This window comes from Microvirga medicaginis (genome assembly GCF_052658925.1).
The window spans coordinates 1-20,243 of sequence record NZ_JBQWEL010000035.1; the positions used below are offsets into that span (position 1 = coordinate 1).

Consider the following 20,243-nt stretch of genomic DNA (forward strand, 5'->3'; position numbering starts at 1 on the left):
CCGTTCCTCGCCATCGAGCTCGTCTTCCTGGGCGCCAACGCGCTTAAGATCCCGCAGGGCGGCTGGTTCCCGCTGCTGGTCGGCACCGGGCTGTTCATCCTGATGCGGACCTGGCGCAAGGGTACGCGCCTGCTAACGGAGATCGCGCACCGGGGCCGTCCGCCCCTGTCCGAGTTCATGCGCACGGCCGAGAGTAGCTCGGTGCCGCGGGTGCCCGGCACGGCCATCTTCTCGACCGGCAACGCCCAGGATGTGCCCGCGGCCCTGCTGCACAACATGAAACACAACAAGGTGCTGCACGACCATAACATCATCCTGACCGTGGTGACCGAGGAGATTTCGCGCCGTCCGGACGAGGGCCGCGTCACGATGGAGAAGCTCTCGGAGCGGTTCTCGCGGGTGACGGTGCGGTTCGGGTTCATGGAGAGCCCCAATCTCCCGAACGCGCTCCGGGCGGCCGGGTTCGATCTCGATACCGCGTCGTTCTTCCTGTCGCGGCGGGCGTTGCAGGCCTCCGCGCATGCGGGGCTGCCGCTGTGGCAGGACTACATCTTCATCCCGCTGGCCCGCTCCGCGAGCGATATCTCGGACCAGTTCTGCATCCCCGAAGACCGTGCGGTCGAGGTGGGCTCGAGGATCACGATCTGATCAAATTCATAAGGCACGGCTGTTCTGGTCAGGCAATGAGCCATGCGACGGAGCAGAGGATCGAGATCCAAGCGGACCAAAGCCCAACGGTGTGCCAGTATCTGAAATCCCACGCCCGCAGGTAGGCGACGTCACTCATGCCGTGCGCGGCGTCGTCTTTCAGGGCAGCTTTGAATCCTTCCCAGGTCTGCTTCGCAAGCACATGGGCGACGACGGACAGCTCACCGAAGACGATTGCGAGATCCCAGGGCCGACCGAGATGGCGCACCATCAGAGGGGCGAGCCCTTGCGGGCTTTTTCCTTCTGGACCAGCTCCTGCAAAAGCTGGTGGCCAAGGCATCGTGAACCACCCGCGGGGCAATCTCAGCCGATTTCCGGCCGTAGGATGTTGTGACAGTGAGGATCTTGCGGTCAACTTGATAGGTGCCCGCGTAGGTTCGCCATCGATCTTGATGTGGATTGCATGCCCTGACATGGGAAAAGGCCTCCTGTATGAGAACTCGCCCATAGCCTTGGTTCGAGCATACCCCCTCAAAGGACGGGAGGCCACAGGGCATGAGCTGCGCCAGAGCAGGTGGCTCCGAACGCCTCTTGGAGTGAAGCAAGCATGGCTTAGGTCCGCATCGGGTCAGGCACGGCCCTCCAGCTAGACCTTGTGAAGGTCCGCTCTGCACTTGGAAATGGACGTCGAAGGCTACTGAGTTTATGAAAAATGTGGGGTAGAGTGTGGGATCCAGTATGTGCACTCCAGCTAAATATCTGATAATGCTGTCAATTCTTTCCCGCTTTGTAGGACGCTCCCTCCGCCATTATCTGAACTCCCGAAGCGTCAGAATATTACCCCTAAGAATTCCCTCATGCGGACTGGACTTCCTGTGCCCGTTTCGGGACGGCCATTCTCCTATCTGCTCTGATCAATGACCGCGTTCAGCTCGTAAGCGCGGACGTTCGGCCAAGGCCTGAAATGGGCCCATCAACGGACATCGTCCGATGGGGAAAGCAGCATCGGCGTTGCCGGCCACACGCATGAAACCGGCAACATCCAAATTTCTCCGGACGACAGGAGACTTATTGCAGGAGACTTATTGAAGGTAAAATCTATTCGCCTTCCGTAAGCCTCTCACTGGCGGGACGTAACGAACGGCCCGTTTTGCGGTCACAGGGAGGCCACATCCCTGTCCCGTAGCTCCTGAGCCGTTTCATCGAGCGTGAGCTTGAAGCGCTTCACCATGTCGTGAACCTGCTCCTCATTGATGATCAGCGGCGGGCAGAACGCGATGACGTCGCCAATGGCGCGGATGATCAAGCCATTCCCATGGGCGCGAGAAAAGACGTGGGCGCCAACCTTGCCGACGGGATCGAACTTCGCCTTTGACGCCTTGTCCGCAACCAGCTCCACGGCTGCGATCAACCCGACGCCGCGCACCTCGCCGACGAGAGGGTGATCTGCCAGCTTGCGGAGCTCAGCCTGCATCACCTCGCCCACGCGCCGTGCATTCTCGACTAGGTTCTTTTCTTCAATGATGTCGAGATTCTCGAGCGCAACCGCCGCAGGAACCGGATGACCGGATGTGGTGAAGCCATGGCCGAACGTGCCGATCCTGGCGGAGTTGTCGGCGATGCCGTCATAGAGTTCCTGGCTGATCAGCACAGCCGCGAGAGGCTGATAGGATGACGTGATCTGCTTCGAAAGCACCAGAATGTCGGGATCGATCCCGTAATAGTCGCAGGCGAACATCGTCCCGAGGCGGCCAAAGCCGTTGATCACTTCGTCCGCAACGATCAGAACGTCGTACTTGCGGCAGACGGCCTGGATCTTGTCCCAATAGGTTGCAGGAGGCGGCAGGACACCGCCCGCGCCCATCAGCGGCTCACCGATGAAGGCGGCCACCGTCTCGGGGCCCTCCTCCAGAATGACCGCTTCGAGCTCGGCGGCAAGACGGTCGGCAAACGCTTCCTCGCTCTCGCCCGGTTCCGCAAAGCGGTAGTGATGCGGGCAGGTGACGTGTCGCACCGGAACGAAGGGGAGGTCGAAGTCGCGCTGGTTGGCAGGAAGGCCCGTCAGGCTGCCGGAGGCAAGAGTGATTCCATGATATGCATTGGTGCGGGCGATGAATTTCTTCTTCTGCCGCAGCCCCCGTGCGTTGTTGTAGTACCACACCATCTTGATGACGCTGTCATTCGCCTCGGACCCCGAGTTCGTGAAGAAGGCGCGCTTGAGACGCTCGGGCGTCATCTTCACCAGACGCTCCGCCAGCAGGACCGAAGGCTCGTTCGTCTTGTGGGAGAAGGTATGATAGTAGGGCAGCTTCCCCATCTGCCGCGTCGCAGCCTCAACGAGGCGCTTCTCGCCGAAACCGACGGCCACGCTCCATAGACCGGCCAAAGCCTCGATATAGCGATTTCCCTGATCGTCGTAGACGTAGATCCCCTCGCCGCGATCGATCACGATGGGCCCGATCTCCTCATGCTTCCTGGCATTGGTGACGGGATGGAGCACGTATTCCACATCACGTGCCTGAATTGAATTGGGGAGTCCACGCATGATCCTTTGTCCTTTCGTTCCGGTAAGTCGCGTTGACCGGAGATGTACACCGAGACTCTAGTCGTGTCCCTCGGCATATCGCCAACGCGTGATCATCTTCTTCATGGGGCAGCCTTGAGGGCGCTCCGCTCCTGACGCCATCGCAGCAGGGCGGCGAGCCCTGCAAGACAGAGCGTTCCAATAATGAGCAGCAGGGCCGCTGCAACGACGGTTGGGCTGATGTTCTCGCGAATGCTCGAGAACATCTGCCGGGCCAGCGTCCTCTGATTGGGGCCGGCCACGAAGAGCGTGATGACCACTTCGTCCAGAGATGTCGCGAACGCGAAGACGGCGCCGGAGATGATACCCGGGAGTGCCAGCGGGAACGTCACCCTGCGGAACACCGTGACCGGGGACGCTCCGAGACTGCTGGCGGCTTTCTCGACGGATGGATCGATGCCCTGAAGGGATGCGGACACGCTCACGATCACGAAGGGAACGCACAGGACCGCATGCGCGATGATGACGCCCGGATAGGTGCTGGCAAGACCGAGACTCACAAAGAGCATTTGCATGCCCACTCCCAACACCACGGCAGGTACGACCATGGGGAGAAGGAACATCGTCCTCAGCAGGTTCGCAAATGGCAGAGCCTTCGACCGCATGCCCAGGGCAGCCAATGTTCCCAGGATCGTCGAGAGCAGCGTTGCGCCCGATCCGATAATCAGGCTGTTCATGATCGAGAGACGCCAGGCATCCGCCGTTGTCAGTTCCACGAACCATCGGGAGGAATATTCCTCGATCGGATACGTGAGAAAGACGCTTGACGTGAATGCCAGGGGCAGGATCGCGACAATCGGCATGAGCAGAAAGATCACGACCAGAACACCGAACAAGGTCTGGGCAGTTCGAAACATCGCCTCATGCCCCCAGGAGCTGGGGAGACTTCGAGAGCCGCCCATAGATGAAGTAGAGGATCATCGTCACCAGGAGCAGGATCAAGCCGAGCGCCCCGGCCAGTCCCCAGTTGGCCGTTCCTGTCGCATAGAATGCGATGACGGAACTGATCATCTGGTCGTTGGCTCCGCCAACGAGAGCCGGGGTGATGTAGTAGCCGATGGCGACCATGAAGACCAGGAGCGAACCCGACAGCAATCCGGGAAGGCTCAACGGCAGGAGCACGCGCCAGAAGGCCCGCAGGGGCCCCGCCCCCATCGATGCCGCAGCCTGCATGAGATTGCGCGGAACGGACAGAAGGACGCTGTAGATCGGCAGAACCATGAACGGCAGAAGCACATGCGTCATGGCAATCACCACGCCGAAGCGGTTGAAGATCAAGGGCAAGGGACTGTCGATAAGGCCGATGGCCTGCAAGGCTCCGTTGATCAAGCCCTCATTCTGCAGGAGAACGAACCACGCCGTGGTGCGCACCAAGAGCGACGTCCATAAGGGGACCAGCACAGCCAGCATGAGCACGGTGCGTTTCCAGCCGGTCATGGCGGCAGCCAGCATCGCATAGGGCAATCCGATTGCTGCGCATGTCAATGTCACGATCGCCGCCACGAGGAAGGTGCGGAACATGATCAAGCGATTGGCCGATGCACCGGGCTCCTCGCTGACGATGGTTCCGCTTGCATCCCGCTTCAGGTCGACAGCCGCGAGGAGATTACGGTCGGTGTAGGGCGGGACAGCATCCTTGATCGCGAGCCAGAAGCGTGGCTCACCCCAGCGCCGGTCGAGGCTCGCCAGATCGACAGCCGTGTCTTTTCCGTCGCGGACGGCATTCGTCGTTCGGGTCAGCAGGGTTCGAAAGCCTGATACGGCGCTGTTGAGACGCCTGACCGTCTCTCCCAGCGCCTGCTGGTCGTCGGCTTGTCTGAGGTCTTCCACGAGAGCCTGCTGAACCTGTGCGGGCGGAGGAGCCTGTCCATCCCAGGATACAATGGCCGCAGCTGTTCTCGGCAGGACCCGGCTGACCGTGTCATCGATGACCGAGGCTTTGACCATCGTCCAAAGCGGCCACAAGAAGAAGATCGCAAGAAAGGCCAGCAGCGGCGCGATCAGCAGCAGTGAGCCCAGGCGTTCGCGGACTGGAGTCTTGCTCATTGTCTTTCTCATGGTGCGAGGACCGTGCAGTCGCGCGGATCGAACGACACCACGACGGGAGCACCGACAGTCCAGTTGCCCGCGAGGCGCTCACACCGCGCCGTGAACGTAAAGCTGTCCCGTCTCAACTGCACCCGCATGTGATCTCCATGATAGATGCAGTCGTCGATCGTCATCTTGAGCGCGTTCTCCCCTGCCGGATCCACTCCAAGCCGCATCCGCTCCGGACGCAATGAGAACCACGCCTTCTGCCCTGCCTCCAACTCGGGACCGGCCCATACCTTGGCGACGAGATCATGTCCCAGGGCGATGGTTGCCTGTCCATTCTGGAGGTTGACGACATCCGCCTCGATCAGATTTGTCTCGCCGATGAATTGCGCGACGAAACGCGTGCGAGGCGTGTCGTAAATCGCATGGGGGCTATCGATCTGTTCGATCTTTCCCGCATTGAACACGGCGATCCGATCGGACATGGTCAGGGCTTCCGACTGATCGTGTGTCACAAAAACGATGGTCAGGCCCAGCCGCTTGTGAAGCTCTCGAATTTCCAGCTGCATATGTTCCCGCAGCTGCTTGTCGAGGGCGCCGAGCGGCTCATCCATCAGGATCACTCTCGGCTCGAATACGAGAGCCCGCGTCAACGCAACGCGCTGTTGCTGCCCGCCTGACAGCTGAGAGGGCCGGCGATCTTTCAGGTGTGCAAGCCGAACCATATCGAGGGCGCGCTCGACCTTCTTGGCAATCTCTGCTCGAGGCAGCCTTTTCATCTCCAGGGGGAAGGCAACATTCTCGGCCACCGTCATGTGGGGGAAAAGAGCATAGTTCTGAAAGACCACGCCCATCTCGCGCCGGTAGGGCGGCAGCTGGTCGATGCGGGTGCCCTCGAGCGTGATGGCTCCCTGGGTCGGCCGCTCGAAGCCCGCCAGCATCATCAGAATCGTCGTCTTTCCGGAGCCGGAAGGACCAAGAAGACTCAGGAACTCGCCTTTATGAATGGTGAGATCCAGGGAATCGATCACAGTAACTGAGCCGAAGCTCTTTGAAACGGACTCGAACTGAATAAACGGCTGCATGTCTCTCTGCTCTATCCAGCTCCGGCATGCGAGGAGATGCCTTTCACGGCACCCCTCGCCCGGTTTAGAGCCGGATGCGGTTGTAACGACACTGGATTGAGGAAAGCATGGAACGACCGTCCCTTGCCTTCCTCTGCTGAAGAGATCAGCACTCTCTATTGAGCAAGCCAAGCATTGAAGCGCTTGTTGAGCTCCTCAATGTTGTCGATCCAGAAATCGGTATCAAGCGCAACGGCATTCGCGAGATTCTCCGGTGCCGTAGGCAGATCCTTTTGGAGCTCGGCCGGTACCTTGGCAGCAGCGTCCTTGTTCGGCAATCCGTAAGCGATGTACTCGGGGAGCTTCACCTGATTCTCGGGCTGGCTGGCAAACGCGATGTAATCCATCGCCTGATCCTTGTTCGGGCTGTCCTTGAGGATCACCCAGCTGTCGATGGCATAGACGCTGCCGGGCCAGACGACCTTGAAGTTCTTGCCCTCCGACTTGTTGATGCCCGAGATGCGACCATTGTAGGCCGCTGTCATCACCACCTCTCCGGACGCGAGAAGCTGCAGGGGCTGAGCGCCGGATTCCCACCACACGATATGGGGCTTCAGCTGACCCAGCTTCTTGAAGGCGCGATCGACACCCTCGGGCGTCGCCAGCACCTTGTAGACATCGGCGGGCGCGACACCATCGGCCATCAGAGCAAATTCAAGAGCGTATTTCGGTCCACGCCGGAGGCCCCGCTTGCCCGGGAACTTGTTCACGTCCCAGAAATCAGCCCATGACTTCGGTGCCTCCTTCAAGCGATTGGCGTCGTAGCTCAGCGCCGTCGACCATACGATCGCGCCGACACCGCAATCATCGACGGCGGCCGGAAGAAACTTGTCCTTGCCGCCGAGCTTGCTCCAATCGATCTTCTCATAGAAGCCGTCAGCGCAGCCGAGCGCCAATTCCTCGGCCTCCACCTGGACCACGTCCCAGTTGGGCGTACCGGCCTTGACCTTGGCGGCCACAACGCCGATGCCGCCATCCCAGCTCTCCTCCAGAACCGGCTTGCCAGTCTTTTTGGAGAAGGGCTCAAAATAGATCTTACGCTGAGCATCCTGATAGTTGCCGCCCCAGGAGACCACCGTGAGATCACGTGCCTGCACGGCCTGAACGCTCCAGCCTGCAAGCAGGGCGGACATACAGCCGGCGATCGAAAGCATCTTCGCGGAATTCATCGTTCTATCCCTCTGTTGATTATTTTCCCTTAGGGAATGCAAGACTACCGTGGCAGCTTAATCGCTGCCAAGGCCCATTCTGGTGAGAATAGTCACCAGCTTGCAGGTATTTGCGCCACCCGCACCTCAATTGCCGCCAAACTGGGCGGCCTCTCAGTAAGTCGGAGGTGTCACAGCGCTGAGGATGGTGCTCGTCCCGCTTGCGACGTTCCGGAAACGGTGCGGGATCCGACTGTCGAAATAATAACCGTCCCCCTCCCTCAGGATGCGACTCTGGTCTCCGACCGTCACCTCGACGGCGCCGCGAATGACGACACCGGCTTCCTGCGCCGAATGAGCAAATGGCGCGCCGGAATCCGCGCCGACCGCATAGGTCTCGTGCAGCATCAGGATCTGACGGTTGGGATGGTTCATCCCCAGGACCCGATAGGAGATCGTCTGCGCCTTGCCGATCTCCACCCATTCGTTGGCCGGGTAGAAGGGAGAATAGGGAACGGCGGCATTCAGATCCGCGAAGAATCCGGTCAGAGTGGTTCCCAACGCATCGAGGATCGCACTCAAGGTATCGATCGACGGACTCATGCGGTCGCGTTCGATCAGCGAGATCGACGAGTGCGAGATGCCCGACCGCAATGCGAGCTCCCGGACTCCCAAACCGCGCCGGCGACGCAGCTCACGTAATCGTATCCCAATCTTCGGCATGGCGATCCTGCGTGATCAAGTTGCTTCTTTCGCGCGATACCGGTCAAGCGCCTGCCAAGGCTGCAGAGCGCCCGACACTGGTCATCGCCGGACCAACTCTACGCGTGGTGAGAATTCTGAACAATCGGGATAAGCTCCCTTGAGCGCCGCAGCCTCATCCTCGAACCTGGGGTCATGGAATGAGAGGAAGCAATGTCACATCTATCAGCCAGCACGCGCACCAAGATCACGTTCATCAAAGCCTCCAAGCGCGATGCTGCAACGGACACCGGAGAAATCGAGGCGATCGTCCGGGATATTGTCGCCAACGTCCGCGATCGCGGAGATGCCGCCCTGCGCGATTATTCGAAAGCGTTCGACCGCGCTGACGTCTCGATCTTCGAGGTGAGCGACCGGGAGCGTGCGGAGGCGGTCGAGAATCTCGCCCCCCAAACCCGCCAGGACACCGAATTCGCCATCGAGCGCGTGCGCGCTTTCGCACAGGCTCAGCTGAGCACAATTCTTCCCCTCGACATTGAATCCCTGCCCGGTCTCCACCTGGGTCATCGGGTCATCCCGATCAAAACCATCGGCGCCTATGTTCCAGGTGGGCGTTACCCCCTTCTGTCGGCTCCGGTCATGACGCTCGTGCCCGCGAAGGTCGCCGGCTGCGATGAGGTGATCGCCTGTCTGCCGCCCACCGCACATCCCGCCATGATCGCCGGCTGCCACCTGTCGGGTGCGGATCGCATCTTCCGGATCGGAGGCGCCCAGGCGATTGCCGCCATGGCCTACGGCACGGAGTCCGTTCCAGCGGTCGATAAAATCGTCGGGCCAGGCAACGCCTATGTGAATGAAGCCAAGCGGCAGGTCTTCGGACGCGTCGGTATCGATCAACTGGCGGGCCCGAGCGAGATCTTCGTCGTCGCCGACGATACCGGCGACCCGAATTTGATTGCCGTCGACCTTCTTGCGCAGGCCGAGCACGATGTGCGGACTCGCGTTGGTCTCATCACCACGAGCCGTCGACTGGCGGAAGCGACGGTCGCGGAGGTCGAGCGACAGCTGCATGACCTTCCGACGGCATCCGTCGCGGGCCCGGCATGGCGCGATTACGGCGAGGTGGTGCTGTGCGAGGACGAGGAAGCGATGATCGCCTATTCCGACTTCATTGCCGCCGAGCATCTCCAGGTTCACACGGCCGACCCTCACGCGACCGCGCAGAAACTGCGCAACTATGGCTCCCTCTTCATCGGTCCTCTCGCCAGCGTCGTGTATTCCGACAAGTGTTGCGGAACCAACCATACGCTGCCCACCATGGGAGCCGGCCGATATACGGGTGGCCTCTGGGTCGGGTCCTACGTCAAGATCTGCACCCATCAGTGGCTCGACGAGCGCGGTGTCGCGGCTGTTGCGCCACCGGCGACGAGGCAGAGCGAGAGCGAAGGCCTGGAGGGCCATCGTCGTGCGGCAGCAATCCGGATGAGGACGGCCTGAAGGACGAGCCTGGGACCGGTCAGCGGGCAAGCGTCATCGAGCTTGCCCGTCACTGCCGCCGGTTGATCTCACTGGGTTTTGACAAGCGCGCCAGGTTGCTTGACCTCGATTTCAATGAAGGCAATCGGGTGGTCGGAACCATTCATGACATCATGCTCGATCCCGGCATAACGCATGTACGATTGGCCCGCGCGAAGCGGGACGTCGTTCACCTTGGCCCCATCATGTAGTCGCAGCGTCCCATCGACCAGCATGATGACGAAGTAGGGCCACTCGTGCCTGTGCCATCCTGTTACCGCACCCACAGGAAAATCCCAGCGGGTGATCCTGATGGCGACAGTGTCTTCCTGAACAGTCGGAACTGCCGGAACTGTACATTCGAAGGCCATCTTTCCTCATCTCCCGATGCTTCTACCGTTTTCAGCAACTGATCGCTCTCATCGACCGCCATGAAGAGCCTCCCTGTTGGATGGGCGGAGCGCAAGGAAGGCCGCGGTGACAAGCAAGACGAGGCCGGTATAGTCCGCGACCGTCGGCTGTTCGCCCAACAGGAGGGTCGAACTATATACGCCGACGGCTGGAATCATCAGCGTGGCAAGGCCGGCGGTCCCGGCGGGGATACGAGCCAGGGCTGAGAACCACAGAATATGGGCGAGCGCCTGCGAGAACAGGACATGATAAAGGATGGCGAGGGTCGTCGCGGCGCTGATTGAAGACGGCATGGCAGCGTGTTCGAATGCGACCATCCCGACGGCTGCGCAGGCCGCGCCCACAAGGAGCTGCCACGTCGCGATCGTGATCGGAGGAGCCTCGACCGGAAAGCGCTTCGTCACAATCGTTCCAAGCGCGAAGCAAATTCCCGCGAGCAGTGCATAGACCAATCCGATCGAGAACTGGCCGTCCCGTACCAGCGGCCAGCCAAGCGCAAGCAAACCCGCAAGGCCCACTGCAAGAGCGATGATGCGTGATCGATCAAGATGTTCGCCGAGGAAGAGCCGGGCGAACAGCACTGTCCAGACCGGCATCGTGAACGTGACGATGACAGCCCGAGAGGTGGGAGCGTGGAGCTGAGCATATCCCAGCAGCAGATTGAAGGCGGCGATGGTAAGCAGACCGGCGACCCCAAGCCGTAGCCAATGATCCCTCCTCACGGACAGCCGATCACCTCGGATAAGGGCGCATCCGGCAAGGATCATGCCTCCCGACGACAGTCCGATGGCGCGCAGGGTCCATGGATCGATCTCGCCCAGGGCAATCTTCACGGCCGGCCAGTTCAGCCCCCAGAGCAATGTCAGAAGCGGCACCGCGGCCGTATAAAAATTGATGCGGCTTTGCCTGGGAGCATTATTTGCAAGGGTGCGCATCAGCGGTCCGCCCGGCTGACGACGCTGTGCAGCAGCACATTCAAGCCGGGCTCGAGATCCTCACGACTGGCGTATTCCGCGTTGTTGTGCGTGATGCCGTCCTTGCACGGAGTGAATATCATGGCCGTTGGACAGACACGCGCCAGGAAATAGGCGTCATGACCTGCCTGGCTGGCCAGATCCCGATGGCTGTAGCCGAGCGCGGCTGCATGCCTCCGAACGAGGGAGATCAATTCATCGTCGAAGATACGCCCACCCCAGGACCAATGGTCGAGAATTTCTGCCGTGCACCCTGCCCGGGAAGCGGCAGCGCCGACAGCACGGCGGACACGCTCAGCCATCACGTCCGCTGCCTTGGGAACGTCATGCCTCACGTCGCAGATTGCCTGCGCCCAGTCGGACAGGATCCCGGCCTTGTTCGGCCAGGCCGAGAGGCGAGCGGCGGTTGCCTTGCCATCGGTGGCCGCGAAGTCCCATCCGATATCATCCACCTCCACAAGGAGACGGGCTGCCGCGAGGAGCGCATTGCGTCGCTTCTCCATCGGCCATGGGCCGGTATGCGCGGTCTCGCCATGGAACTCGACCAGGAAGCCGTGCGAGCTGTAGCCATGCGTGACGATCCCGACCTGCACGCGTTCCGCGTCAAGGATCGGCCCCTGCTCGATATGCAGTTCGAAGTAGGAATCCAGATCCCGTCCACCGACCGGCTCGGAGCCGAGATATCCTATGCGGCGCAACTCCTCACCGAACACTGCGCCGTCATCGGCCTGACGATTGTGCACCCAATCGAGATCGTAAACACCGGCGAAACACCCCGATGCCAGCATGGGCGGTGAGAAGCGGGCACCTTCCTCATTCGTCCAGTTGACGATCTCCAGAGGCCGACGCGTGACATGCTGCAGGTCGTTGAGCGTTCTTAGAACCTCGAGCGCTCCCATGACGCCAACGATGCCGTCAAATCGGCCGCCATTCGCTTGCGTATCGAGATGACTGCCGAGGAGAACGGGCGGAAGGCTGTCATCCTGCCCCGCGCGCCGAGCGAAGATGTTGCCGACCTGGTCAATCCTGACCGTGAGGCCGGCATCGCGGCACATGCAGACAAAGACGTCCCTGACTTCCTTGTCCGCATCGCTCAAGGCCAGGCGGGAAAGCCCTCCCTCGCGCCCTTGCCCAATCTCTGCCGAGCGCTCGATGGTGGACCAGAACCGTTGAGCGTTGACGCCTTGGGTGAGTGGCATGGGCATGCGGAATCTCGCTACGCGTTGTGATCACCTGAACCAGAGCCTGAGATCGGATCAGACCCGCTCTAAACGGCGGCAGCTTCGCGGAAAGCGCCGACAAACGCTGGTGCAGCCTCCGCGACGGCAGCGAGCGAGTAGCCGCCCTCCTGGACAATGAGAGTCGGCAACCCGAGCCCTCCCCATATCTCGCCAATGCGCGCATAGGCATCGGTTGTGACATTCAGCTTCGAAAGGGGATCATTCTTGTGGGCGTCCCATCCCGCCGAAACGACAAGAGCGTCGACACCGTGCGCCTCCACGGCGTCTGCCAGCCGCCGATTGGCATCGATGAAAGCCTGATCGTTCGCCCCGAAGGCAAGCGGAAGGTTGAGGTTGGCCCCCTCCCCTCGCCCGCTGCCGATCTCGTCCGCATACCCCGTGAAGTGCGGGTAATAGGAGGATGGATCGGTATGCACGGAACCGAAGAAGACATCGTCTCGCGTGTAGAAGATGGCCTGGGTCCCATCGCCATGGTGAGTGTCGAAATCGATGATCGCAACTCGCGGGAACCGCCGCCTCAGAACCTCCGCCGCAATGGCGGCGTTGTTGAAGTAACAGAAGCCGGCTGCGCGATCCACATAGGCATGGTGGCCGGGCGGCCGGCAGAGCGAGAAGACCGCCCGCTCACCGGAAAGGACGGTTTCGGCGCCAGCAACCGCGGTTTGAGCCGAGGCATAGGCGGCGCGGTAGGTGCCCTCCATCATGGCGTTGGAAAGACCGGCAATGTACCAGCCGGCGCGCCCGAGAACCCCGGTCGTGCGAGGCTTGTCGCGAGGGCCGAAATCCTCGGCGGCACCGCGGTAGGGGCTCACGTTCGGAAGCACTTCCGGACCATGGCTCGGAAGCTCCGTGAACCTTTCATATGCTTCCTCCAGGAAAGCAACGTAATGGTCTGCGTGCACCTTCAGCACCGGCTCCATACCGAAATCACCCGGCGTCTCACGAACGACACCCAGCGCGCCGAGAGCCTCAATCAGCGTCGTTGCCCGGTCGGGATTCTCGAACGGATTCACGATCCGACCATGGACCATGTACTGCTTAGGCTGATGGGCAAGCTGGGTCTCGTCGAAGAAAAGCTTCATGGCTGTCCGCCTTGAGGAGTGGCTGATGAGTGGAGGTGAGCCTAGAGCATCGGACGGGCAAAGTGGACTTGCACTTTCGGGACTCATCCGATGCTCCCTTTTATAGAAAGCGCGTCGTTCGGTGCGGAACCGGAGGTCCGCGTCAGCGAAAACCGGATCCAGTTTTCACTGACGTGGCCCTTCGGGTCCGCACGATGCGCTAGAACTGAAGGCCGCCGATGTGGAAGGCCTTGATCTCGAGGTATTCCTCGATTCCGTACTTTGACCCCTCACGGCCGATGCCGGATTGCTTCACACCGCCGAAGGGAGCGACCTCCATGGAAACAATGCCGGTGTTCAGGCCGACCATGCCGAATTCGAGACGCTCCGCAACGCGCCAGGATCGGTTCATGTCACGGGTGAAGTAATACGCGCTCAATCCGTAGGGAGTCGCGTTTGCGATATCGATCGCTTCGGCTTCATCCTTGAAGCGGAAAAGGGGCGCAACGGGCCCAAAGGTTTCTTCCGTGGCGAGAGTCATTCCCGTATTTGCGTTCGTGAGCACCGTGGGCGAGACGAACAAGCCCTTTCCATCCTCGGGCACACCACCGACCAGCGAGCGTGCGCCTTTCCCGAGCGCATCCTCCACATGCCGAGAAACCTTCTCGACGGCGGCCTGGTTGATGAGAGGCCCGATGGTCACACCATCATCGAAACCATTGCCGACGTTGAGACGAGAGACCTCGCTCGCAAGACGCTCGGCAAACCGCTCGTAGATGCCGTCCTGGACCAGAATGCGGTTTGCACAAACGCAGGTCTGGCCTGCGTTACGGAATTTGCTCGCCATGACCCCCGCGATGGCCAGATCGATGTCCGCATCGTCGAAGATGATGAACGGTGCGTTTCCGCCGAGTTCGAAACTCACCCGCTTGATCGTGTCTGCGCATTGGCGCATCAGCGTCTGACCGACCCGGGTCGACCCTGTGAACGAGAGCTTGCGAACCGCTTCATTGCTGGTGAGCTCACCACCGATCTCGACCGGCATACCCGTCAGCACGTTGAATACGCCTGCCGGGAAACCGGCCTCTTCGGCGAGCACCGCAAGCGCGAGAGCCGACAATGGGGTCAGATCCGAGGGTTTGACGACGATCGGGCACCCAGCCGCCAGTGCAGGAGCACACTTGCGGGTAATCATCGCGTTCGGAAAGTTCCACGGCGTGATGGCAGCGGATACACCGACGGGCTGCTTCAGGGCGAGAATCCGGCGGTCGGTCGTCGGAGCCGGGATGACATCTCCGTAAACGCGCCTTGCCTCTTCGGCAAACCATTTCACGAAACTGGCGCCATAGCGGATTTCCCCGCGGGCTTCAGCAAGGGGCTTTCCCTGCTCGGCAGTCATGATGACGGCAAGGTCCTCGACGTTGTCGAGCATCAAGGAGCACCACTTTTCGAGCAGGCTCGCGCGCTCGGCTGCCGGCTTTTCACGCCATGCGGCCCATGAGCGCTCTGCAGCCTGAATCGCGCGGCGCGTCTCGGCTGCGCCCAGGGCCGGAACTGTTGCGATCTCCTGTCCCGTAGCCGGATCAACGACAGAGATCGTCGCCCCGGCATCGGCGGAGATCCACTCTCCGTTGACATAGGAGCGATCCACGAGGAGAGACGGCTTCGACAAGCGCTGCTTCAACATCATCAGGCCTTTTTGTGTTAAGCTCTCAATGCGTAGTCCATCGCCGCAGAAACAGATGCCGTATCGCCGTCGGGGATTGGCAGGAGATGCTGAGCCGCACGCCACCTCGGCATTGTATGCTGTCCACCTGTCACTTCTGACGATCGGACCGGGCCTTGCGCCCGCCGACTAAGATCATTGTCTGCAAGTCTGCCGGTGATTATTCAGGGGTGAGCAGCGTTCGCAAGGGCAACGTGTTCTTTACGATCGGCGACTTGATAACAATGTAACTGAAGTACTTCTCGACGCCGATATTCCTGTCGAGGATGCTTTCCATCAGTTCTTGGTAATGCGCGATGTTCCTCGTGATAAAGCGCAAGAGATAATCATATCCGCCACTCACCAAATGGCACTCGAGAATTTCATCGATATTCCGGATGCTGGCTTCGAATTTGATGAAATCCTCGCGCCGATGATCTGCGAGGGTGACCTCGGTGAAGACCGTGACGGTATCCGCAAGTTTTGCCAGGTTGATGTGGGCGCCATAGCCCGTGATATAGCCGCCGGCTTCCAGTCTCTTGAGACGCTGCAAGCACGGACTCGGCGACAGGCCGACCGCGTCCGCAAGGCTCACATTCGTCATACGCCCGTCTTTTTGCAGCTGAACCAATATATTTACGTCGATCCGATCCAACTTCAACGAGCCAGCCATAATGGTCCTCAGCGATTTTTGTCGTCCACTATGCGCTTCGGATTAGAGCCTTAAAGCGTCCTGATGCGATTTTACGAAATCAGCCATGCTGTCGAAACACAAAGCGTCTGCGCCCACCCCACTCTCCCGATCCATCGAATGTCTCTCATGAGCGGGAGCGCGCGAAATTGAGCAGGTTGCAAGGCCCGAGTCAATTGCAGCTCCGCGGGGGGGCAGCGGCCCTCCAATGATACGAAGTGCCTCCGTCTGCTCTATATGGCAGGCCGCGAGCATCTCGACAGCACTTCCAAGATTTCTGGAAAAAGGCGTGGACGTCTCTACGTTCCCAGCGGTGAATACGGCGTCGAATTCGACCGGAAGCTCCGCTTTTATCCGCGCAAAGCTTTCCGTATCGATGTCGGACAGCACGATAAGTTTATAAAACTTCTTGAGATATTGGAGCGCACCGGGCGCGTCACCGTAGATCGGCCAATTCCTCGTGGAGAGCCCGAATGCGACGCACTCTGCCCATGGCGCGGATACATGCCACTCATCGGCAACGCGCTTGTAGACGACAGGGAGCAAGTTATGGTGCTCGAGAGTGGGCGTGTCCCTCATCTGCGCAAGCTCATGCCGATGATAGACGTCCAGCGCTTCAACCTGTGTCACATCCTTGTTCAATCTGTCGACAAGCGGTCGCAATCCCTCGAAAATGCCGGCCTCTCGATCGAGAACCGTGCCGTAAAGATCAAGTATGAGCGCTTTGAAATGCGTCAGGTTCATGAATCGGTTCGTGCATAAATTTGGAGAGAGCTGAGGGGATGGAAGAAGAGCCTTCGCAGACCTTCCTCCATCCGGTGCCAAGGATCAGTTCGTGGCTCTGCTCAACGCGCCGTCCAGGATCCCGAGCGCTTCATCGAGTTGCTTCTCGGTCGTGACGAGCGGGGCCAGGAACCGCACGACGTTGCGGTATACTCCGCACTTGATGATCAACAGACCGCCCTCTCGCGCCTCATCGATCACGCGCTGCGCCAATGCGGCATCCGGGGTCTTTCCCGAGCGATCGGTTACGATCTCCATGGCGAGCATGAAGCCAAGCCCACGGACCTCCCCGATAAATGGGTATTTCTGCTGCAATTTGACGAGACCCTCCCGCATCTGTGCAGCGAGCTTTTCGCCTCTCGCCAGCAGATCTTCCTGCTCAAACGCCTCGATGACAGCGAGTGCCGCGGCACAGGCCAGGGCGTTACCACCGTAGGTGCCGCCGAGACCGCCAGGGGCCGGCGCGTCCATGATTTCTGCCTTTCCGACGACACCGGAGATCGGCAAACCGCCGGCAAGGCTCTTGGCGACGGTGACGAGATCGGGCTTGATCCCAGAGTGCTGGAAGCCGAACATCGTTCCGGTGCGGCCGAAGCCGGCCTGAATCTCGTCGACGATCAGGACGATTCCATGCTTCTCGGTAATGTCCCGAAGCGCTCTCATGAATTCAGGCGGAGCCGGGAGAAAGCCGCCGTCGCCCTGGACCGGCTCTATGATGATCGCCGCGACGCGTTCGGGAGCAGCTTCGGTCGCAAAGACCTCTTCAAGAGCGGCCAGTGCGTCTTCCGTCGTGATGTTGCGGTAGGCGTTCGGATACGGAACGTGGAAGACGTCGGAGGCGAAGGGGCCGAAGTTCTGCTTGTACGGCTGGCTCATACCCGTCAGTGTCACGCCGAGAAGAGTGCGGCCGTGGAATGCGCCTCGGAATGCGATGACGGCGGGACGGTTGGTATAGCCGCGCGCGATCTTGATAGAGTTCTCGACCGCCTCCGCGCCCGAGGTGAAGAAAACGCTCTTGTAGGCTTCACCGTCACCGACGAGCTGATTCAGCTTTGCAGCCAAGTTGAGGTAGGGCTCATAGGCGGCAACCTGAAAGCAGGCATGCGAGATGTCGCGGACCTGGGCGCTGACCGCTTCGACCACCCGGGGGTGGTTGTGCCCGACGTTGAGAACGCCAATGCCTCCGACAAAGTCAAGGTAACGCTTACCATCGACGTCCCACAGCTCAGCCCCTTGAGCTCGGGCAGCCACAACAGGATGAGCCGTCAACACGCCGCGCGCGACGTGGCGCTCTCGAAACTCCAGAAGCCGTGCTGAGTTGCTAGCGGGGGTCGTCATTTATCTGATCTCCATGACATTGCGTGGTCGCCCTCAGTTCGAGGCTGTGACTTCCACAATCCTATCCGGGAACGAGAGATTTAATGTCGGAAAGAGGCGGCATTCTCGCCTACATTGGCTGTTATCGGGGCCCGTGGAAGCATATTCACCCTTGGCGCTGGCCATTGCACTGCCGATGGTTCCGCACCCAGGGCTTTCCTCAGTACCCACGGCCCATATCTACGACGTTCACTGGTGCTTCGCCGCGCTCCAAGCGCTTCACGTCCCGAAGGATCTGCGCAACAATGACCTCCGGATCGGAATCGGCCGCGACATGCGGCGTCACCAGGACATTGTCCATTGCCCATAAGGGGCTTTCCTCCGGCAGAGGCTCGACGTTGAAGACATCGAGCACGGCACCGGCGAGAGTCCCGTTGGTCAGCGCGTCGATCAACTCACTCTCGACAACCGTCTCTCCGCGACCCGCATTGACGAAGAAGGCTCCGCCGAGGCTCCCATTCCGATTCAGTCGCTGAAAAATCTCGCGACCGATCAATCCGGCAGTTTCGGGGGTGTTGGGAAGCAAATTGACGAGAATCTCAGTTCGCTCGAGGAATGAACCCAAGCTGTCCTGGCCGGAAAAGATCGGGAATGGGGATGCATCGCGCCGAGAGCGCGCCCATCCTGCAACCTCGAAGCCGAGTTGTGACAGCAACTTCCCGCAGGCTTCGCCGAGTACCCCGACCCCCATGATGCCGACCCTGACCCGTGCCGCGGCGGGCTGATGCATCGGGCGCCAAGTGCGCCGCGCCTGCTCCGCCTGATAGAGCGGAATTTTCCGATGAAGGTACAGGACCGCAAAAGTCACATACTCGACCATTCGCATCGTCAGATCAGGATCGATGACCCTCACGATCGGGATGTCAGGCCGCGACCGGAGAACATGAAGATGATCGACGCCAGCGCCCAGGGAAAACACGGCCTTGGGCGTGGAGTAGAGATCGAAGACCTTCGGATCCGACTTCCACGCGCAGATCACGTATGGGTCATCGCCGATCACTGATCCATCGTGCGGCCAAACATGCACGGGTCTTCCTTCCGCTGCCGCCTGAAACTCATTGCGCCAAGGCTCCGGATCCCATGGACCGGGTGCAACGATGATAGATAGTGGACGCATAGCTAGCCCTTGAATGAAATTGGAAACTTCGACTCTGGTTAGAACCGGCGCGGAGGGAGATGAAGTGTTCCGCCTTACGCCTTGTCGTCGCGGGAAATTCGGCTCTCTTCGAAGCCCCCCAGAAATGCGATCAGATTCTCACCCAGGATATCGCTCAGATAGCCGCCCTCCTGGATGATGGCAGTCGGCCATTTGGTGGCGCCAAGTCGTCGGCCTGCTGCGCGGAAGCCTTGGGTCGTGACGGAGAGTGCGCCGTTCGGATCATGTTCGGAAGCGTCAAGGCCGAGAGCGACGACAAGCGCTTCGACACCACGCGACGCGCAGAACTCGATGGCGTGGTCGATACTCTTGAGATAGACCGCATCGCCGGAGCGATGCTCCAGGGGAAGATTGAGATTGAATCCTGCCCCCGCGCCTTCTCCGACCTCATCCTCATAGCCGGCATAATAGGGCATGAAGGTCGACGGGTCCGCATGGATCGATACGGTCACGATGTCGTCGCGCTGATAGAAGATGCTCTGCGTTCCATTGCCGTGATGAACGTCCACATCGATGATGCCGACACGCCCTCCGATCCGCTGTTGGATATGTGCGGCGGCAACACCGGAATTGTTGACGAAGCAGAATCCACCGGCACTCTCTGCCGATGCATGGTGCCCTGGCGGCCGGCACAATCCATAGGCGTAGCCTGCCGATACAGCCTCCTCGGCAGCATTAACGGCCACGTCCGCGCTCGCCAGAATCGCCGCGAATGTCGTCTCTAAGATTGGTGTGGACGTATCGGCCATGTGGAAGCCAACGCGGCCGATCATTCCGCTCGGGTATCGCATCATCTGGGGACGGGCGAAGTGGGACGGGAGAACATGTTCCAAGCCGGGCTCGATCTCATCGCGGCGTGCCCAGGCTTCCGATAGGAACTGAAGATAGCGCTGCGAATGAACCCTCAGGATGGGCTCCTGACCATAGGACTCGGCCGTCTGAAGATCATGACCTCCTCGTTCCGCGGCAGCCTTCAAGATGTGATAGCGCCCGACCTGCTCGAGATGAGGAATCGTGCGCCCGCGACGGAAATAGGTGGAGGGGCTATGCAAAAGACTCGAGGGAGAATGAAAAACCTTCATTGGCGTG

The 20,243-nt window shown here is 60.3% G+C and carries 18 protein-coding genes and 1 pseudogene; 2 read left to right on the plus strand and 17 right to left on the minus strand.

From position 1 onward, the window contains the following. A partial coding sequence (locus tag ACUXUR_RS25620) for a KUP/HAK/KT family potassium transporter (RefSeq protein ID WP_445505176.1) occupies positions 1-648 on the plus strand: 648 nt, incomplete at its 5' end. A 28-nt stretch (positions 649-676) separates the two neighbouring features. Here the strand turns inward: ACUXUR_RS25620 and ACUXUR_RS25625 are convergent. From ACUXUR_RS25625 to ACUXUR_RS25655, 7 genes and pseudogenes are all read right to left on the minus strand, one after another. Further along, positions 677-988, minus strand: a complete 312-nt coding sequence (locus tag ACUXUR_RS25625; protein WP_445505177.1) for a hypothetical protein — start codon at positions 986-988, stop codon at positions 677-679. An 816-nt stretch (positions 989-1,804) separates the two neighbouring features. Next, positions 1,805-3,193 (minus strand): aspartate aminotransferase family protein, encoded by a 1,389-nt coding sequence (locus ACUXUR_RS25630; RefSeq protein WP_445505178.1) that lies wholly within the window; start codon positions 3,191-3,193, stop codon positions 1,805-1,807. A gap of 101 nt (positions 3,194-3,294) precedes the next feature. Next, complete coding sequence (locus ACUXUR_RS25635) at positions 3,295-4,089, minus strand: ABC transporter permease (protein WP_445505179.1); 795 nt, start codon at positions 4,087-4,089, stop codon at positions 3,295-3,297. A 4-nt stretch (positions 4,090-4,093) separates the two neighbouring features. Beyond that, positions 4,094-5,278: an ABC transporter permease gene (locus tag ACUXUR_RS25640; RefSeq protein ID WP_445505180.1), complete on the minus strand. Its 1,185-nt coding sequence runs from the start codon at positions 5,276-5,278 to the stop codon at positions 4,094-4,096. A gap of 8 nt (positions 5,279-5,286) precedes the next feature. Further along, a complete protein-coding gene (locus tag ACUXUR_RS25645; RefSeq protein ID WP_445505181.1) occupies positions 5,287-6,351 on the minus strand; it encodes an ABC transporter ATP-binding protein in 1,065 nt (354 codons plus the stop codon). Between the two features lie 155 nt (positions 6,352-6,506). Beyond that, a pseudogene (locus tag ACUXUR_RS25650) lies at positions 6,507-7,487 on the minus strand (ABC transporter substrate-binding protein); the annotation flags it as partial. A gap of 225 nt (positions 7,488-7,712) precedes the next feature. After that, positions 7,713-8,261: a cupin domain-containing protein gene (locus ACUXUR_RS25655; RefSeq protein WP_445505182.1), complete on the minus strand. Its 549-nt coding sequence runs from the start codon at positions 8,259-8,261 to the stop codon at positions 7,713-7,715. Positions 8,262-8,453: 192 nt separating this feature from the next. Here ACUXUR_RS25655 and hisD point away from each other — a divergent pair, with 192 nt between their 5' ends. Next, positions 8,454-9,737 (plus strand): histidinol dehydrogenase, encoded by a 1,284-nt coding sequence (gene hisD / locus ACUXUR_RS25660; RefSeq protein ID WP_445505183.1) that lies wholly within the window; start codon positions 8,454-8,456, stop codon positions 9,735-9,737. A 68-nt stretch (positions 9,738-9,805) separates the two neighbouring features. Here the strand turns inward: hisD and ACUXUR_RS25665 are convergent, their stop codons facing one another. The 10 genes from ACUXUR_RS25665 to ACUXUR_RS25710 all read right to left on the minus strand — a co-directional run bounded on the left by ACUXUR_RS25665 (position 9,806) and on the right by ACUXUR_RS25710 (position 20,236). Then, entirely contained in the window at positions 9,806-10,126 is a 321-nt protein-coding gene (locus ACUXUR_RS25665; RefSeq protein WP_445505184.1) for a cupin domain-containing protein, read from the minus strand. Between the two features lie 48 nt (positions 10,127-10,174). After that, complete coding sequence (locus ACUXUR_RS25670) at positions 10,175-11,101, minus strand: DMT family transporter (RefSeq protein ID WP_445505185.1); 927 nt, start codon at positions 11,099-11,101, stop codon at positions 10,175-10,177. Then, a complete protein-coding gene (locus ACUXUR_RS25675) occupies positions 11,101-12,339 on the minus strand; it encodes a Zn-dependent hydrolase (RefSeq protein WP_445505196.1) in 1,239 nt (412 codons plus the stop codon). Before ACUXUR_RS25675 ends, ACUXUR_RS25670 begins: the two co-directional genes overlap by 1 nt. Positions 12,340-12,407: 68 nt before the next feature. Further along, complete coding sequence (locus tag ACUXUR_RS25680) at positions 12,408-13,463, minus strand: histone deacetylase family protein (RefSeq protein ID WP_445505186.1); 1,056 nt, start codon at positions 13,461-13,463, stop codon at positions 12,408-12,410. Positions 13,464-13,662: 199 nt separating this feature from the next. After that, positions 13,663-15,132: an NAD-dependent succinate-semialdehyde dehydrogenase gene (locus ACUXUR_RS25685; protein WP_445505187.1), complete on the minus strand. Its 1,470-nt coding sequence runs from the start codon at positions 15,130-15,132 to the stop codon at positions 13,663-13,665. A gap of 196 nt (positions 15,133-15,328) precedes the next feature. Next, positions 15,329-15,808, minus strand: a complete 480-nt coding sequence (locus ACUXUR_RS25690; RefSeq protein WP_445505197.1) for an Lrp/AsnC family transcriptional regulator — start codon at positions 15,806-15,808, stop codon at positions 15,329-15,331. A gap of 54 nt (positions 15,809-15,862) precedes the next feature. Beyond that, a complete protein-coding gene (locus ACUXUR_RS25695) occupies positions 15,863-16,582 on the minus strand; it encodes an HAD family hydrolase (protein WP_445505188.1) in 720 nt (239 codons plus the stop codon). 84 nt (positions 16,583-16,666) lie between these two features. Further along, on the minus strand, positions 16,667-17,959 hold the full coding sequence (gene gabT, locus ACUXUR_RS25700) for a 4-aminobutyrate--2-oxoglutarate transaminase (RefSeq protein WP_445505189.1): 1,293 nt from the start codon (positions 17,957-17,959) through the stop codon (positions 16,667-16,669). 199 nt (positions 17,960-18,158) lie between these two features. Further along, a complete protein-coding gene (locus tag ACUXUR_RS25705) occupies positions 18,159-19,115 on the minus strand; it encodes a 2-hydroxyacid dehydrogenase (protein WP_445505190.1) in 957 nt (318 codons plus the stop codon). Between the two features lie 74 nt (positions 19,116-19,189). Next, positions 19,190-20,236, minus strand: a complete 1,047-nt coding sequence (locus tag ACUXUR_RS25710) for a histone deacetylase family protein (protein ID WP_445505191.1) — start codon at positions 20,234-20,236, stop codon at positions 19,190-19,192. Positions 20,237-20,243 lie beyond the last annotated feature (7 nt).

Coding starts and splice junctions, on each gene's coding strand:
- ACUXUR_RS25670 (WP_445505185.1), bottom strand. CDS start 11,101: ATGCGCACCCTTGCAAATAATGCTCCCAGGCAAAGCCGCATCAATTTT.
- ACUXUR_RS25665 (WP_445505184.1), bottom strand. CDS start 10,126: ATGGCCTTCGAATGTACAGTTCCGGCAGTTCCGACTGTTCAGGAAGAC.
- ACUXUR_RS25680 (WP_445505186.1), bottom strand. CDS start 13,463: ATGAAGCTTTTCTTCGACGAGACCCAGCTTGCCCATCAGCCTAAGCAG.
- ACUXUR_RS25710 (WP_445505191.1), bottom strand. CDS start 20,236: ATGAAGGTTTTTCATTCTCCCTCGAGTCTTTTGCATAGCCCCTCCACC.
- ACUXUR_RS25625 (WP_445505177.1), bottom strand. CDS start 988: ATGCCTTGGCCACCAGCTTTTGCAGGAGCTGGTCCAGAAGGAAAAAGC.
- ACUXUR_RS25645 (WP_445505181.1), bottom strand. CDS start 6,351: ATGCAGCCGTTTATTCAGTTCGAGTCCGTTTCAAAGAGCTTCGGCTCA.
- ACUXUR_RS25675 (WP_445505196.1), bottom strand. CDS start 12,339: ATGCCACTCACCCAAGGCGTCAACGCTCAACGGTTCTGGTCCACCATC.
- ACUXUR_RS25635 (WP_445505179.1), bottom strand. CDS start 4,089: ATGTTTCGAACTGCCCAGACCTTGTTCGGTGTTCTGGTCGTGATCTTT.
- ACUXUR_RS25630 (WP_445505178.1), bottom strand. CDS start 3,193: ATGCGTGGACTCCCCAATTCAATTCAGGCACGTGATGTGGAATACGTG.
- ACUXUR_RS25655 (WP_445505182.1), bottom strand. CDS start 8,261: ATGCCGAAGATTGGGATACGATTACGTGAGCTGCGTCGCCGGCGCGGT.
- ACUXUR_RS25685 (WP_445505187.1), bottom strand. CDS start 15,132: ATGATGTTGAAGCAGCGCTTGTCGAAGCCGTCTCTCCTCGTGGATCGC.
- ACUXUR_RS25695 (WP_445505188.1), bottom strand. CDS start 16,582: ATGAACCTGACGCATTTCAAAGCGCTCATACTTGATCTTTACGGCACG.
- ACUXUR_RS25640 (WP_445505180.1), bottom strand. CDS start 5,278: ATGAGCAAGACTCCAGTCCGCGAACGCCTGGGCTCACTGCTGCTGATC.
- ACUXUR_RS25705 (WP_445505190.1), bottom strand. CDS start 19,115: ATGCGTCCACTATCTATCATCGTTGCACCCGGTCCATGGGATCCGGAG.
- gabT (WP_445505189.1), bottom strand. CDS start 17,959: ATGACGACCCCCGCTAGCAACTCAGCACGGCTTCTGGAGTTTCGAGAG.
- hisD (WP_445505183.1), top strand. CDS start 8,454: ATGTCACATCTATCAGCCAGCACGCGCACCAAGATCACGTTCATCAAA.